The following is a 16510-nucleotide window of genomic DNA, read 5'->3' as shown; positions in this document are numbered from 1 at the left end:
TTACGTTTGCAAAACGACATCAATGTTCTAAGCCAGCTACGTTTAGGCCAAAAAGTCCACTTCAAGGCCAAAGAAGGCCAAGTGTTCGGCGTGGTTATCAAAATCAACAAGAAATCAGTGATGGTGGTCAGCGATGATAACCGCCAGTGGAAAATCCCACCAGGACTGGTGCAGATCCTGAAAGACATCTAGCCAGGATGCTTGGCCGAAATCTATAAGGCGTCAATACGTCCTAAAATGGACGCTTACTGCCCAACTCAGATCGGCCTTGAACTGCGTATTACCACGCATGGCAGTAAAAAAAGCGGACAGCCATGAATTTTTTAAGAATCAACCATCTGACATACAAAGGGATTAACCCAAATTAAGCACCATCATGGAAGTGACAGTCCGTGGCATGGTCGCTTATTCACATACATGTGATCGCGAGATTAGTATGTCCTATATAGCAGATGCCACGTTCGAGCATCCAGGGACGGGCTTGCTGCGTGTCACTGGAATGATAGTGCTTAATGGATATGGGAATTAAAGCTCCAGCAATATTTACAAACACACAAAGGATTAAGTTGGCATCCAAACTAAACTGCGGACAAAACTGAGTATTCATGATCTCACGCTGCGGTAGATAGCATTAACTCACCAAAAGATTTTTTGTTTACGAAAAAGTCTTAACCAAACATATCCTCATTGTTCAAAATAGGCTGAAAGAGCAAAATGCGCCTCTTGAAGCTGTATGCCAATTCGACTAACGCTCCTGTGTCTATGGCAAAATTAAATGTGTTGATTATGTGAAGGTAGGTGCAATGGATAGCTCAATATTAGTTTTTGATTCAGGTTCAGGTGGACTGACTGTCGCGGCCGAAATAAAAAAGAGAATCCCCAACATACGGCTGAGTTACGTCTCTGACGCTGGCTTTTTCCCGTACGGAAAAAAGCCGCACGATATACTTAAAAAGCGAATTTTAGACGTTATATCCAAAGCAAGCTCACTGACTCAACCCGATATCATCGTTATCGCCTGCAATACAGCGAGTACCATTGCGCTAGACTTACTTCGTGCTGAACTCAATATACCTATTGTCGGCGTTGTCCCTGCGATAAAACCTGCCGCTTCGTTATCAAAATCAAAGGTAGTGGTGGTACTTGGCACTCACACCACAGTGAACTCAGCTTATGTGAAGATGCTGATCACTAATTTCGCCACAGAATGTAAGGTTTTAGTAGAAGACTCTGAAGTGCTGGTTCTCGCCTCAGAGCAAAAACTTCTCGGCAATGGGTTTGATCCCGACATTGTAACCCAGGAAATTCAGCGTATTTTTAGCAAACCCGATGCGTTTAATACCGATGTATTAGTGCTGGCTTGTACTCACTTTCCACTTATCAATGCAGAAATCAAAAATGCCCTTCCCCACCACTTTACCGTCATTGATTCTGGATTAGCCATTGCTAATCGAACGCACTCATTATTAAAAATCGAACACCAAACGTGTAGCCCGATACTCGATCCAGAAATAACGTTTTACACCACTGGGAATGTAGATTCAGAACAAGCGAAACAAAGCAAAATTGAAGCACTGCTTCAGTGCTCTATTAAATTTAAGCAGCTGTTATTGTAATATTTTTAGCTCATTTTCTTTTAAAACCCGTTTTCAAAGAAATCTAAATGATTACCCTAAAAGACACCCGTGAAATAAATGCTATATCGCATCGCTGATTGTTAAACATTAGATCTTAACAGGCCGCTATTGCGGCCTTTTTTGTATCAGCTACTTCCTGAAGTGCTTGTCTTCGCATAAAATTCGGCCCGTTTACTGGTGCGCATGAGGCGCAAGTTATCGGTGTAAAAGGTGTAGTTAAATGGAACTTTCGATTCGCAGTTTATTCACTGCAGCGGGCATGATGTTGTTATCCTCTTTAACGGTTATTCCTGCGGCAAGCGCTGCGGGCAAAGCCGTCCATCCCACTGTCGATTTACCGAATGGCCAATGGCTTAATTTTCACCAAAAAGACAATCAAGTGTGGAGCGAAATGTCCGACGGCGATGCGCCCGGGGTACATCTTGATGATTATGGTGCGGCTGAAATTGTGGCCGTTTTTTACTATGACTTTGATAAGGGTGGCGACAAAGAAGTCGTGGTCATGCTTAAAGATACTGATGGTCAGCATTTACGGGGTTATGGTTTTGAGGATTCAAAGCTCACTAAGCTACCACGCCTTCAAGTTATGCTGGATGAAGTCGCCCCGACGTTATCGTCATTTACCGTCAGCGACACCCGCAAAGTGTTAAACCAAATTCCGCCACAGCAATATCGCATGACCTATGATGTTGAGGCGATTGAAGATCCCGCCATTAAAGCGATTATCGATGGTTCAACCAAGCTCAAACCAACCTTAATCGGCTATCGCAATGCTAAAGGTTTACCCGCCGATGTGAAAACCGCGGACGAATATAAATTACGTTATCCCCTCACCCGCAAAGATAAAGATGCCCAAGGCCGCGAGCATCAATACAGTTTAGTGACCCACTTTTATCGCAATGATTATCGCGAACAACAGGGCAGTTTTGTGTTGGTGAGCGTTGTCTTTGAAGCCGATGATGTGGACTGGCTAAACAGCGGTGAGGGTGAGATCCCAAAAACGGGCCCAGCTTATGATTATATGAATCTCGGTGGATCTTGGGCTGGACTTGCGCTTGAAAGTCATTATGCCCAAGGTGTGCTCGATGGCCCCTATATCGCCTACGATAACCGTAATGCCAATATCATGTTGAATGGTCAGTACAAACAAGGCAAAAAAGTCGGTAAATGGATGGAGGCTGACGGCCAAACAAGCTATTGGGAAGGTGAATATCTTGACAGTAAAAAGCAAGGTAAATGGATTGCACAGTCCATGTTCGATGAGGCAGATAACTACGGTTTTGCCCATTACAATCAAGGAGTGCTCGATGGCCCATATGAAATCTATGAGCCCGAATATGGCGCAGACACAGGTGATAAGCGATTGTCTGAAAAAGGCATTTATCGCAACGGCGTCAAAGACGGTGAATGGCTTGAGAGCAATGGCAATAAAGGTCACTATCAAAACGGCATTAAACAAGGCCCTTGGGTAGATAAAGTCTCGCTTGGCGAATACCGCAACTATGTGGGTAACGGGGCTTACCTTGATGGCAAGCGCACTGGCCCTTGGGTATTTAAAACTGACAAGAAATCACGGATCGAAGTGACTTATCTCAATGGATTACGCGAAGGTGAAGAAAAACTAATCAGCGATGAAAATGTGCTCTTTGCCAATAAGCATTATAAGCAGGGACTGCTCGATGGTCAGAGTATTTGGTACTTAGCACAGGATGTTGCCAACGGCATTAGACACTATCGCAAAGGTGAATACCATGGCATGCAGGCGATATTTGATCCTAACCATAATCACCGGCTTATGGAGTTAAGTCATTATGAATATGACGAAACCTTGCCCGTCAAGCCCTCTCAAGATGAGTGCATAATGCGAGAAAATCCCTATAGCAATGACTGTAAGGACATACTGAATCCCCCCTTTAGAAATACGCCATCAATTAAGCATGGGGAACAATATTATTATGATAGTAAAGGAAAATTATACAAATTTTCTGACTACCATCATGGCAACCTCATCAAAGAATATGAATTCGATGAAGAGGGGCATGTCCAAAAGCTGCAAAATAATGAACAGGGGCAAGACAGTCAAATCAACATCCGCTACAAGAAGGATGGCGGTTATTCACTGTCCAATTACAGCGACAATGAGCAACGTGGCTGGACATATGAAATCGATAACAAGGATCGATTACTGTCCCTGAAGTATTACCACGATGGTGAGAAAAAAGGGTTTATCATCCGCTATAACACAGATGGCAGTTATGCGATTACTGAAAGGTAAACATTAATATCGAACATCAGGCACTGCTTATCCTTTTATCCTAATGGTTAACTCAAGACCTTGAAGACAATTACCAGCAAAAAGGCAAAGTTTAAAATTGGGATATAGGGTAATGCGGATGCCCTTGATTAAATTGACCTATATAAGCCTAATTAAAGTGCGCTTTATTCAGGTTAAGTGAAAATGGTTATTTTACCAATCACTTAGTTTGTTCTTGTTAATAGATGTAATGGCGCGTCATCACTTAAATAAATATCATCCACCAGATATAGCTTATTGGTACGGATCATCTGACGAATCGCCTCAACATAGGCGTGCCCGCGCTCCGAATATCGGTCTAACGTCCCTGCGAGTGCAGAGCCTGTCACAGCTTGATTAGCTTGTCTTGATTGGGCACGAAAATCTCGCATCTTCTGATAAGCATTATGGGTATTCAAATTCAACAAATACCCTTCTACTGAAGCAAATGGTGTATCGAATCGTGCTAAACCATAATTGCCTAAACCTTGGCGCTTTTGCCTAGGTTCCATACCATTACCCTTGAAATCCCACTGCCCAAATAATGCATTACCTTCACGGGCAAATCGCGATGTGCCCCAACCGCTTTCTTTTGCCGCTTGAGCTAACACTAACGATGGTGGCAGGATATCCACCCTTTCAAGTAGCATTTGTCTTTGGGCTTCTAACAGCGGTTTATCTTCACTGCTTATTACTTTGTACTTTACCCCTAAGGCTAATAACGCAATATCATCAAGGGGGGCAGACATAATGACCTGTCTTTCTTGTAAAATTTTCTCATTCGCCAATAAGACTAAAGGGGCAATCATTCTAAGAAACACCATTTTCTTTTGCTTCACCGGGAGTTGGCTTGACACTGAACTCCAGCCCTCACCCACGGCATCAAAGGTCAATCTAGGGACCGATTTATTACCATCACGAAAGCTTTCTGGCGTGTAATTAAGCGAGTCAAACAAGCCCATGAGTTCATCGAGAGAACTGATATTCAGACTCAGTTGTTTAGACTCTGGATTGTCTAAGGATGACTGCTCAAGCATTTTTGGGGATGAGAAATGTTCAGCAACCGTTGGGTTTGCAACAGCACCTTGATTCGCTTGCACCAGGGAAGTCGTCATCAGTTTTGGCAAACTCTGCATATGATGTAGAGCACTCTGACTGGCAACTAAAGGATTGGAAGCCGTCAGTGACTGAAAACCAAGAGCATCAACTGGCAGCCTATTCGAAATCAGCTTAGTCGCTAGCGTTTCTTGCACATACACCGAAGAGCATAAAACAGACAAAGCAATGAGTGCGAGCATAGCAACGGGAAGCTTAAACTTTATAAACATGGTATCTCTTTAACTGAGGTAAAACGGTAGCAATGGGATTAGCCAATACATCGGGGGCGTAAGGTAACAGTAAAAACCTGACAGTTTGCTTAATAGATATACAAAATGACCTATTACGATCATTTTTTAAGGAGAATAGGACGAGCGCCTTCTTGGCCGCCTCTTGACCCAATGTCAGCAATTAAATCCAACACCTTGATTTATTTAAACTCAATATGAAAATAGCGAGCGTTCACTCGCCAATAGAGATTGGCGAAATAAAATCAACTTATTCCAGTGCCAGCAAAACGAGGTAATGCCTCTTCAAGATAGGCGACGCAGGTGCGAAGTTTGGCAGACGTTTCTAATCGTGATGCATAAATTACATGAATTTCAGCGGATTGATGATACTCGGGGAGTACTCTGACTAATCTGCCACTTAAGAAATCTTGCTGTAAATCCCAGATGGAGCGCAACATAATACCGTGGCCTTTAAGGCACCACTGCTTAGCGACTGTGCCATTATTGGTCATCAAGGAAGCCGCTAAATCAACCGAGGCTATGCCAGCCGCACTTTCCAATCGCCACACTCTATGGTTTTGATCGCGCTCGCGGATCCCTATGCACTTATGCTCGGCTAATGCCGCGAGATTGTTTGGCATGCCATGCGTGTCGATATAGGTCGGCGATGCAGCCAATACCCGATAATTACTCGCAAGACGCTTAGCAATCATTTGCGGTGGCAATTCGCCACCGACACGGACCTCTAGATCAAAACCTTCAGAGACCAGATCGACCGGGCGGTCGAGCAACTCTAAATCAACTTCTAATTCGGGATAGTGGAACACGAGGTCTGAAATAATCGGCGCAATACAGTGGCTGCCAAATCCTGTGCTAGTTGCGATACGTAATCGCCCCCGTGGCACTTGCTGCTCTAAGCTAATTTCAAGGCTCATTTGCTCCATGGTATCGAGCAAACGTTCGGACCATTCCAAGGCAATCTTGCCCTCTAAGGTGAGGCTGACACTTCTGGCAGAGCGCAGAAACAAGCGCACTCCGAGCGCTTTTTCTAATAGGCCAATGCGTTTACTCACATACGCTGGAGAAAAAGATAATTGCTCCGCAGCGGCTGTAAATCCCCCGCTTGTTGCGGCGATAACAAAGACCCGTAAATCTTCAAGTGGCGGCAGTTGACTCACGATTCGTAATCCTTAACAAAACATTTAGCCTATTCATACACGATACGAATATGGAATAACATACTAAAAACGCAGAATCCCCTATTGGAGTCAAAGATGTCTAAGGTAAAAATCGCCGTAATTGCCGGAGATGGCATAGGTACAGAAGTGATCCCCGAAGGGATACGCACACTCGAAGCCGCAGGAAAAATCTTAGGTGTGGCGTTTGAGTGGACCTACTTCGACTGGTCCTGTGAAACCTACCATAAAACCGGTCGCATGATGCCAGAGGATGGACTTAAGCAACTAAAATCCTTTGATGCCATCTACTTAGGCGCTGTTGGATTTCCAGGAGTTCCCGACCATATTTCACTCTGGGGATTGCTACTACCGATCCGCAGAGCCTTTGAGCAATACGTGAACCTTAGGCCTATTCGGTTATTTGAAGGCGTGCCCTGCCCACTCTCGGGTAAAAAGCCCGGCGATATCGATTTTTATGTAGTACGTGAAAACGTGGAAGGCGAATATTCCGCCGTCGGCGGCATTCAATATGAAGGCACTGAACATGAGATTGTCTCCCAGCAGAGCATTTTTACCCGTCGTGGCACAGATCGCATCTTAAAATATGCCTTCGATTTAGCCCAAAGCCGCGAGGCAAAGCACTTAACCTCGGCGACCAAATCCAATGGCATATTTCACTCTATGCCCTATTGGGATAGTCGCGTCGGGGAAATGGCAAAACAATATCCCAATGTTAAGGTCGACCAATATCATATCGATATTCTGACGGCAAATTTCGTGCTAAAACCCGAGCATTTTGACGTGGTTGTTGGCTCAAATTTGTTTGGCGATATCCTGTCTGATCTTGGCCCTGCGTGCACTGGCACTATCGCCATTGCCCCTTCGGCGAACATCAATCCAAGCAAGGAATTTCCGTCGATGTTTGAGCCGGTACATGGTTCGGCGCCGGATATTGCAGGCCAAGGTATTGCCAATCCTTTAGGCACAATTTGGGCGGGCGCTATGATGATGCAACATTTAGGTTATGGCGCAATGCACGACCTGATACTCAGCGCGATAGAAAACGTATTGAAAGATAAGCAGTCTTTAACCCGCGATATGGGCGGAACGGCGAATACTCGGGAGCTGACCGATGCGGTTATCGCTGCGATTAGTCGCAATTAAAACGTGCATTAAAACCTAATGCTAAAAGCCCTTTAGCATTAGGATTGAAAGAATTTGAAACTATCAAGAAACTGATAATAAACGCATTAATAAGCTAGCCAATTAATGCGTTAATTAAAGGCCCCTCCTTACAGCGGCATTCTGTACTCAATGACTCCCGGTTTTTCACCAATCCAGTTATAGAGTTTTTGCGCGGTTAAATTTGTTTCCTGTGTATGCCAGTACAGGCGCGCACACTTGTGTTCAATGGCCGCTTGCTTTACATACTCAATCAATTGTTTTCCAACATGTTGGCCCCTTGCCGTTGGGGCAACAAACAAGTCTTCAAGATAACAATAATCCGTTTCGGCCCAAGTAGAACGATGAAAAACATAGTGCACAAAACCGAGTAAGTTTTGGCCCTCTCTTGCGACGGCGCAATAAATAGGTTCTTGGTCATCGAAGAATCGGCGCCACGTGGCTTGGGTAGTCGCTTCCGATAACGCCACTTTGTAAAAAGTCTGGTAATCACGCCAGTGTGGTAACCAGAGTGAATAGTCCGTTTCTTTAACCATATCAATGGTTACTGTTAGTGATTGGCTGGACATTAGCGCACTCCTTGAAATTAAGTAAATGGTCTCAGTTTTACTGAAGCAAGATTCTAGATTCAATTGTGGTACCGCATAAGGTACACTTTTTGTATTTTTTACAGTACCAGTTAGCAAATGAAAAAACCTCAATCCAATTTCCCTCACTTGCAACTCAAAGATGGCATCCTCAAAGATCAGCTTTATCATGCGTTTAGAGAGGCCATTCTTGATGGACGTTTACACCCGAGAATGAAGCTCCCATCCAGCAGAGCCTTGTCGGAAACCATGCAGATTTCACGTAATTCAGTACTGCAAGGGTTTGAGCGCCTGATTGATGAAGGCTATCTGCTGACTAAACCGGGATCGGGCACTTATGTGTCAGATACCATTCCCGATGAATTGATCGATATTCCAAACCGTGCCAGAGAAAGCGCTCAAGCCACTGATTCCAAATTAGAAATTAATCCACAGTTAATAGAAATGGCGCGACTGAAAGCGAAGGAAAATACGGACCACAGCCATAGCATGTTGAATATTGGCGTCGGATGTGTCGATCTTTTCCCGCACCAACTTTGGGGGCGGCTGTTAGGCCGAGTTTGGCGGCAATCCCGTAAAACCTTAGGTAAATCAAACCATAGCGCGGGGTATTTGCCGCTGCGTGAGGCGATAAGTGACTATGCGCGTTCGACCCGCGGCCTCAATTGCACACCTGAGCAGATCATCATAATCAATGGAACTCAGCAGGCCATTAACCTCACAGCGCAGGTACTACTCCAACAGGGAGATGAAGTCTGGCTTGATGAACCTGGATATGACGGGGCTTTAGGCGCTTTTCTCTCGCAAAATATGCGGGTTCGTCCTGTGAGTGTTGATGATGAGGGCACAAATATTGCCGATGCGATCCAGCGGTGGCCCGCAGTGAAACTGGCTTTTACCGCGCCCTCACACCAATTTCCCCTCGGCGGTATGCTAAGTCTGCCACGACGATTGGCCTTACTCGATTGGGCCGCTGAGCAGAATAAGTGGATTTTAGAAGATGACTATAATAGCGAGTTTCGTTATAGCGCCCGCCCAATTCAGGCACTGCAGGGACTCGATAAACAACAGCGGGTGATCTACGCAGGCACCTTTTCCAAGATGCTGCTGCCTGAATTGCGACTCGGCTTTTTGGTGGTGCCCCCTAAACTGATACAGGCTTTCCAGTTGGCAAAATATTATGCCGATACGCACACGGCTCACCTAGAGCAAGCAACATTAGCGTTGTTTATCGCCGAAGGACATTATGCGCGGCATGTTCGCCGAGTGCGAAAAGCCTGCTTAGCACGCCAAACAGCGCTAATCGCGGCAATTGAGCAGTATCTGCCCGACAAATTGTCCGTTCAAACCTCAGACTCAGGTATTCACCTCGTGTGTTGGCTGAAGGGCGACTTGACCGAAGAGGAAGTGATCAACAAATGCCGCCAAATACGTTTGGGGGCACAGCCTTTGTCTCGATATTGCCAAGCCCCCTATCCAAGGCAAGCTATCTTACTGGGCTATGCCGCTCATACGCCTGATGATCTGCGGGAAAGTATCAAAAAACTGGCGCAGATCCTTTAATATCCAAGCTTAAAAAGCCTGAAAGAAAATCCCGAAAGCACTGAAGATGGCAACAAACCATGTGAGGGATCTTAAGGTGCCTTTGTTGGCAAGATAGAGGATGTGATACACAAAGCGGGCGCCTACATGGACGATTGCGAGCCACTCAGTGGTGGGATTCACTTTGCCCGTGGCAATCACCACTAATACGGCTAGGCCAAACACCAGCAATGATTCAAAGGCATTTTGATGTCCCGCTAAAGCGCGAGCGCCAAAACCGGTTAGCTGTGCTTGCTGAGCACGGGGATGATTATTATCGTAACCACCCGTCTTTGCCATAGCCCAAGCCACTGGACCTTTCGCAAGATATGGCAATAACATGGCGACAAATAAGCAAATAAGTAAGGTATTCATGGGGTAATCTTCCTTTGATTGTTGTTTTGAGCTCTACTGTTTGAGTTCTACTGCTATAAGTGCCTAAGTTACAAGTGTATTGGTTAGCGCCGTTATTTCACCATATACATGCCTTCACTTGCGGGACGACTAAATTTAAAGCCAAACTTTTCATAGAGTTCAGGCACATCCGCCATCAGGGTAATATACGCGCCCTCAAAAGCCTCACGATCTAGATAAGCCATGATGTGCTGCATAATAAGCCGCCCTAATCCCTTACCTTGATGCTCAGGATCCACTGCGATATCGACAATTTCGAAGTTGAGCGCGCCGTCACCAACCACACGCCCCATACCCACAGTCTGCTCAGCGAGCTTTATTTGCACGCCATATAAACTCCTTGGCAAAGCCTTAATGGCGCCCTCCAATGGTCTAGGGCTTAAGCCAGAAATCTGTCGTAGGCGAACAAAATCATTGGCTGAAACAACCTCCTCAAGCACTTGGTACATGATATTTCCTATTGTTTTTATTCACTATAATTATCTTTCTATCACCTCAAGATCAAAGCCTTCATCCAGAGTCGGCGGCTGAAAATAACCGCTCACATGCCAGAACATCGCCTCGGTATCGAACATAGCGCGCTCAGGGTGGCTTTGTCTGCGTTTATCGAGTTGGCTCAAACAAAGCGCATCGCTGTGATTAAGATAAATAAGTTTATGGGCGGCGCAATCAGTAAAAATGCTTCGAAACCACAGGCGCTGATTGATAGTATTCGCGGGAAAGTCCATGACCACAGAAACACCCGAACAGAGCAGTTCCTTCACATGCTTTTTAAGCAAAGGCTTAAGGCGAGCGGAATAGCTCAAGTAAGTATCAAAATCTTTAATTTCATCGGGATATAGCGCCGCCAGCCATGCGTCTTCCGAGATTAAAATACAGTTTTCGGCCTCAGCAATTTGTCGCGATAAGGTTGATTTACCTGCGCCCATTTTGCCACAAAAGAATATTAACTTACCTTTACTGACAAATTGTCCTAACGCATTCTGCTGTGTCATCTTCACTCCTTGATTACTGGTCTTTTATCTCAGCCGACGATTTCACTCGCTATGACACCAATGAACGACAGTACAGAGCATCACATAAAGCATGAATACCGAGCAAGACTTGGGACGAGTTTAAGGTAATAAAATCCCATTACATTAATGACTATGCAGTGTTTAGACAGCAGACGTTTACCGCTATTCGCACAATCCACCGTTAGCTTTTTTTGAGATCTTACATCTCTTCGCCCGCTTAGATCGCCTCGCTCTCTGCGCCCTATCCTTGCCTTAAATCAGGGAGAAACCAAAGCATTTAACTCGAAAAATAAAACAATAAACCACATTATTAATCTAACAATTAAGCACTAAAGTAGTAATTTACGCTTAGCAATAAAAACATTGCCACCATTCATGCTATGACATTAATTTAGGCGTATGCTAGGGTAAGAATGAAAGGATAACCGTCATAAGTGCAAAGGAGGCTCTATGAGCACTGTCGTTCCACGTACCGTCACTTCCCCTAAAAAATTCATTATCGGCAAGGGCCTATTAGCTCAAATGCATGATTATGTTAAGGACTTTGGTGACAATGCTTTTATCATCTGCGATGAATTTATCCTCAGCCGCGTGAAGAATGAAGCGGTCGCTGGGCTAGATCAAAATGGGATCAGCAGCCACCTCGAAAAATTCAACTATGAGTGCAGCGAAGCCGAGATAAAGCGCTTAGGCGCGCTGGCAGAACAGCATCATACCAACGTTATTGTTGGAGTTGGCGGTGGAAAAACCTTAGATGCCGCCAAAGCCGTCGCCTTCTATCAAAAAAAGCCAGTCATCTTGTACCCCACAATTGCCTCAACCGATGCGCCTTGTACTGCACTTGCAGTGATCTACTCCGAAACAGGTGAGTTTGAACGCTATCTGTTTCTGCCACAGAACCCAGATGCTGTAGTTGCCGACACTGCTATTATCGCCGCGGCTCCGGCCCGATTTTTTGCGGCAGGCATAGGCGATGCACTGGCAACCTATTTTGAAGCTCGTGCCTGCTATCAATCAGATGGCGTCAACCTAGTCCTGAAAAAGCCTTCCCGCACAGGGCTGGGATTGGCCCAACTTTGTTATCAGTTACTGACTGAAAATGTTGAAGCTGCTATGGACGCCGTTAAAAACAAAATAGTCACACCTGCGCTAGAGCAAACCATTGAAGCCACCATCTATCTCAGTGGTGTTGGTGCAGAAGCGGGCGGGTTAGCCGCCGCACATGCCGTAAACAATGGTATGTCAGCGGTGGCAGACTTACATAAAGCTCAGCACGGCGAGAAAGTCGTCTTTGGGCTGCTAACTCAGCTCGTGCTCGAAAATGCCCCAAAAACCGAAATCGATAACGTTATCCGCATCATCAAAACAGCGGGACTACCGCTCACTCTCGCAGATTTAGGGCTGAAAACCTTTATCGAGGCCGAGTGGCGCAAAGTGGCTGAGATAGCCTGTGCAGAGGGCGATACTATGGGCAATATGCCGATGAAATTAACCGCAGATGATGTCTATCAAGCCATGATAGCCGCCAATGCCATGGCTGAACGCTATAAAACAGCTGAAGCTTGTTAACCGTAACAATATGACGTGTACTCCGCAGGTGGCAACCATATGATTTTATTAATTAATACTACTGAAACAGTTCCTGCTGCCACACGAATTTACCGTTCATCCTAGGCTTCCTTGCCACATAATCAATGGCAAGGGAGTCCACAACAAACAAGACATTTCCACCCTCGATGCCAAAGCTGGCATTTACGCTCTATTTGTTAAACGCTTGGAGGCACATATGGCTTATGCAACAACCAATCCCTTTACGGGAAAGCTCATTAAAGAATTTCCAAATGCAACAGATACCGAAGTCACACAGGCGATAGAATCCGCCCATCAGGCATTTTTAAGCTGGCGAACCACTCCCTTTGCCGACAAGGCCGCAATACTGTCTAAGGCAGCGAAGATCCTCAGAGACAACAAATCCAAATACGCCAATCTACTGACCTTAGAAATGGGCAAAGTCACAGCAGAAGCCGAAGCTGAAGTCGAACTGTCGGCGCAAATTTTCGAATACTACGCCGAACATGCCGAGCGACTGCTGGCACCGCAAAAACTGCCGGTTGCCGATCCCGCCGAAGGTGAAGCGATACTGGTTAATGAGCCGCTGGGCGTATTATTGGCCATCGAACCTTGGAACTTTCCCTACTACCAAATTGCGCGCATCTTAGCGCCGCAGCTTGCCGCCGGAAATACCTTACTACTCAAACATGCATCCAACGTGCCCCAGTGCGCAGCGGCCTTTGAAGGCTTAATGCGCGATGCCGGACTGCCCTCAGGTGCATTCCAAAATCTGTATGCCACCCGAGAGCAGATAGAACAGATCATCAATTCACCCAAAGTGCATGGTGTTGCGCTCACGGGATCAGAAGATGCGGGATCGATCATTGCCGCTCTGGCGGGTAAGGCACTGAAAAAGTCCACCCTAGAACTGGGTGGCGCAGATGCCTTTATCGTACTTGAAGATGCCGATCTGCCTAAAACTATCGACTGGGCTGTGTTTGGCCGTCACTGGAACGCGGGACAGGTCTGTACATCATCTAAGCGGATGATCTTAGTTGAAGCCATTTACGATGAATTTATGAAGGGTTATATCAAGGGGATCGAAGCGCTAAAAGCGGGCGATCCTATGGACTCGGCCACTACGCTAGCGCCGCTGTCTTCCCAAGGCGCGGCCGATGAGTTGAAGCAGAAGATCCGTGATGCCGTAAAACACGGCGCAACCGCGACCGAAGTGGGTCCTAAAGTGCCGCAGCAAGGCGCCTTTGTGCAGCCAACAATACTGACAAACCTGACGCCAGATAACCCCGCCTACTATTGGGAATTCTTCGGCCCTGTGTCCAGTATCCACAGGGTGAAGGATGAGCAAGCAGCGATTGCCATCGCCAATGACTCACCCTTTGGACTGGGTGGCTCAGTGTTTACCGCCGACACCCAACGCGGGCTGGCGGTCGCTAAGCAGGTTTCCACAGGCATGATGTTTGTCAATCATCCAACTATGGTCAAGGCCGACTTGCCCTTTGGTGGCGTGCGCCGCTCAGGTTATGGCCGCGAGTTGATTGATTTAGGATTGAAAGAGTTTGTAAACCACAAGCTGATTAATGTGGTCGACATCAACGCGCCTTTCTAAACGCTTAGAAAATAGCAACATCTGACTAAACGCCTGACGGAATAATCTGTCAGGCGTTTTATTTAACGTGCTTTATCCAAGGCATCACATAAGGCTTGAACGCCAAGTAAAGCTCTGGGCGTCGCGCGGTGTAATAAATCGGCATTGAGTTGATAAATATGCTGTTTCTTCACGGCAGGAATTTCTGGCCATTGGCGCCAATCAACCCCTTTCACATTACCTTCTTCTTCACTCTGCAAAATCACCTCGGGCAAGGTCAGCAAGACGTTTTCTAAACTGACTTGCGGATAATCACTGGCAGCATCGTAAAACACATTTTGTCCATGGCACACACTGATGATCTGTTGGATCCAACTGTTTTTAGAGACTGTCATCAAGGGGGTCGACCAGAGTTGATAAAATACCTTAGGTTCTGATTTTTTAGCATTTTCAACCCGCAATCGGATAAGCTCAGCGCGATAAGCGGCCGCAGCCTTGCTTGCTTCTTCAACATGCCCCGTAAGTTGGCCTAACTCTTCAAGCTCCTTGGCGACGCCTTCTAAGGTTTTAGGATCGCTACCATAAAGGTTAAATCCTAACGTCCTAAGCTGGTTGATATCTTCGGCTTTATTACCCGAATCCCACACCACAATCAGATCGGGATTAAGCTCCATCACCCGCTCCATTTGAATGCCGTAGTAACCGCCAATACGCGGGATATTTTTTGCCGCCTCGGGATAATCCGCATAATCGGTTGCGGCCACAATCGTATCGCCCGCGCCTATGGCGTAGAGCATTTCTACCGCGTGGGGCGAGAGCGCAATAATGCGTTTAGCGGGCTCGGCCAATACGCTATGGGGAAGAAACAGACTGAGCCCAAAAACGAGTCCAGCTAAGTGTCGCTTAATCATGATATGCCTTAGTATTTATCCCCAAACCGCCTGAAGATGCAGGCGTAGTAGCTTCAGGTCACTTGGGGTTATAGAGTTAAACTAGCTGCTCTGGCCAGCCATAGTGTTCGATATAAGTTTGTAGATTCTTGGGGCGATACTGAGGATCTTGATCCCAGCGGGCCTTCACCGAATGATGCAAAAGTACTGGGACTTGCTCAGGGTCGAGTGGTCGCAAATATTCCTGTTTTATCCGATAAAAACTGCGTCTCGAGTCATGTAAGGTCGCGAGCGGATTTGGATGCACACTCGCGGCTAAGTGTGGCTCTAGGCTTAAATTAAATTTCTGCGCCTCGGATATCATCCACAACAGTGCAATATCCGACAACAATGAACCGTCTTTATCGGGTTTATAACTGCCGCCAATATTGCTATGGGCGCCCGCAAACCACACTTGCTGCATGTCCATATTGTCACGCAGTTGCCAAATGGTCGGCTCAAAATCACTGCGATGTTCATCTATGGCTAAGGCATGGCGGGCAACGCGCACATTGCGGCCAATTTTAGTGTCGTAAAACTCGTCTTTATCTTCGAACAAACCTAAAAACGAGATAGGGATCCCCATAGCGCCCACGGTATCCCACACGCCAACAAACTTGATTTCCCGAGATTCATGACTGTATCTCGCTCTAAATTCGAGGGATTTTTCACCATCAGGCGCAAAGGGCGCACTGCTTTTTTTATAGTGGTCGAAAGCTTGTTGAATCAACGCCGCATCGGGGCGTTTAAGTATGCCGCAGTTATTAATCAAGCCACACAAACAACGCACAGTGTAAGCACCACGGCTAAAACCAAAGAGGTAAATCTCATCGCCGGGGGAATAGTTTTGCACTATATAGCGATACCCATCCATGATGTTTTTATGTAAACCGCGTCCTGTCGCACCGCCAATGGCTTGATCGTAATAGGAACCCACGCCCCAATCATAAAATACCTGCTGGGGTTTGCCATCAGCCGCTATCGGGCTAATCGCCCGCGCGAGGCGCAGCACATTGGTGGGGAAATCGACCTTAAGATCTTTCTCGGGTCGATTCCAAGTCCCATCGGCACAAATCACAATACGTTTATTCATAGGATCATCCTTGAGAACACTTTGAACGCTCAACGGTTAGTGGCTAACCTATAGTCGCTAACAACAAATTGTCGCTAGTCACTAATAGGCAGTTACTCGTCCTCAAACTTAGCGC

At 46.3% G+C, this 16510-nt stretch carries 15 protein-coding genes; 7 read left to right on the top strand and 8 right to left on the bottom strand.

The features are described 5' to 3' along the window. From L5M10_RS19510 to L5M10_RS19500, 3 genes are all read left to right on the top strand, one after another. On the top strand, positions 1-192 hold a 192-nt coding region (locus L5M10_RS19510; protein WP_263255047.1), incomplete at its 5' end, for a transposase. A 611-nt stretch (positions 193-803) separates the two neighbouring features. Then, positions 804-1616 (top strand): glutamate racemase, encoded by an 813-nt coding sequence (murI, locus tag L5M10_RS19505; protein ID WP_263148796.1) that lies wholly within the window; start codon positions 804-806, stop codon positions 1614-1616. A 241-nt stretch (positions 1617-1857) separates the two neighbouring features. Next, positions 1858-3912 carry a toxin-antitoxin system YwqK family antitoxin gene (locus L5M10_RS19500; RefSeq protein WP_263148794.1) on the top strand — a complete coding sequence of 685 codons (2055 nt, stop codon included), beginning with the start codon at positions 1858-1860 and terminating at the stop codon, positions 3910-3912. Between the two features lie 203 nt (positions 3913-4115). Here the strand turns inward: L5M10_RS19500 and L5M10_RS19495 are convergent, their stop codons facing one another. Together L5M10_RS19495 and L5M10_RS19490 are read right to left on the bottom strand one after the other, a co-directional pair. Further along, complete coding sequence (locus L5M10_RS19495) at positions 4116-5258, bottom strand: glucosaminidase domain-containing protein (protein ID WP_263139952.1); 1143 nt, start codon at positions 5256-5258, stop codon at positions 4116-4118. Between the two features lie 263 nt (positions 5259-5521). Beyond that, positions 5522-6436, bottom strand: coding sequence for a LysR family transcriptional regulator (locus tag L5M10_RS19490; protein WP_263139951.1), 915 nt, complete (start codon positions 6434-6436; stop codon positions 5522-5524). Between the two features lie 96 nt (positions 6437-6532). Here L5M10_RS19490 and L5M10_RS19485 point away from each other — a divergent pair, with 96 nt between their 5' ends. After that, positions 6533-7600, top strand: a complete 1068-nt coding sequence (locus L5M10_RS19485; protein ID WP_219251145.1) for a tartrate dehydrogenase — start codon at positions 6533-6535, stop codon at positions 7598-7600. A 128-nt stretch (positions 7601-7728) separates the two neighbouring features. Here L5M10_RS19485 and L5M10_RS19480 read toward each other — a convergent pair whose 3' ends face one another. After that, on the bottom strand, positions 7729-8187 hold the full coding sequence (locus L5M10_RS19480) for a GNAT family N-acetyltransferase (protein WP_263148791.1): 459 nt from the start codon (positions 8185-8187) through the stop codon (positions 7729-7731). Between the two features lie 117 nt (positions 8188-8304). Here L5M10_RS19480 and L5M10_RS19475 point away from each other — a divergent pair, with 117 nt between their 5' ends. Further along, on the top strand, positions 8305-9768 hold the full coding sequence (locus L5M10_RS19475; RefSeq protein WP_263148790.1) for a PLP-dependent aminotransferase family protein: 1464 nt from the start codon (positions 8305-8307) through the stop codon (positions 9766-9768). A gap of 9 nt (positions 9769-9777) precedes the next feature. Here L5M10_RS19475 and L5M10_RS19470 read toward each other — a convergent pair whose 3' ends face one another. From L5M10_RS19470 to L5M10_RS19460, 3 genes are all read right to left on the bottom strand, one after another. Then, entirely contained in the window at positions 9778-10161 is a 384-nt protein-coding gene (locus L5M10_RS19470) for an MAPEG family protein (RefSeq protein WP_105251622.1), read from the bottom strand. A gap of 92 nt (positions 10162-10253) precedes the next feature. Continuing rightward, positions 10254-10649, bottom strand: coding sequence for a GNAT family N-acetyltransferase (locus L5M10_RS19465; RefSeq protein ID WP_173243103.1), 396 nt, complete (start codon positions 10647-10649; stop codon positions 10254-10256). 30 nt (positions 10650-10679) lie between these two features. Then, complete coding sequence (locus L5M10_RS19460) at positions 10680-11195, bottom strand: AAA family ATPase (RefSeq protein ID WP_263148787.1); 516 nt, start codon at positions 11193-11195, stop codon at positions 10680-10682. A gap of 471 nt (positions 11196-11666) precedes the next feature. Between L5M10_RS19460 and L5M10_RS19455 the strand changes: the two genes are divergently transcribed. Continuing rightward, the gene (locus tag L5M10_RS19455; RefSeq protein ID WP_173243098.1) at positions 11667-12785 is read left to right on the top strand and encodes a glycerol dehydrogenase; all 1119 of its coding nucleotides are present in this window, start codon (positions 11667-11669) and stop codon (positions 12783-12785) included. Between the two features lie 217 nt (positions 12786-13002). Further along, positions 13003-14394, top strand: a complete 1392-nt coding sequence (locus L5M10_RS19450; protein ID WP_011788372.1) for an NAD-dependent succinate-semialdehyde dehydrogenase — start codon at positions 13003-13005, stop codon at positions 14392-14394. 62 nt (positions 14395-14456) lie between these two features. On the opposite strand, the gene L5M10_RS19445 is transcribed toward L5M10_RS19450, so the two are convergent. Together L5M10_RS19445 and L5M10_RS19440 are read right to left on the bottom strand one after the other, a co-directional pair. Then, complete coding sequence (locus tag L5M10_RS19445; RefSeq protein WP_113941151.1) at positions 14457-15284, bottom strand: cobalamin-binding protein; 828 nt, start codon at positions 15282-15284, stop codon at positions 14457-14459. Positions 15285-15360: 76 nt separating this feature from the next. Next, positions 15361-16395 (bottom strand): DUF2235 domain-containing protein, encoded by a 1035-nt coding sequence (locus L5M10_RS19440; RefSeq protein ID WP_263148786.1) that lies wholly within the window; start codon positions 16393-16395, stop codon positions 15361-15363. Between the last annotated feature and the right edge of the window lie 115 nt (positions 16396-16510).

It is taken from the genome of Shewanella sp. SM32 (assembly GCF_025654235.1).
GTDB classification, from domain to species: Bacteria; Pseudomonadota; Gammaproteobacteria; order Enterobacterales; family Shewanellaceae; genus Shewanella; species Shewanella oncorhynchi.
This window is presented reverse-complemented; position numbering and strand designations above follow the sequence as displayed.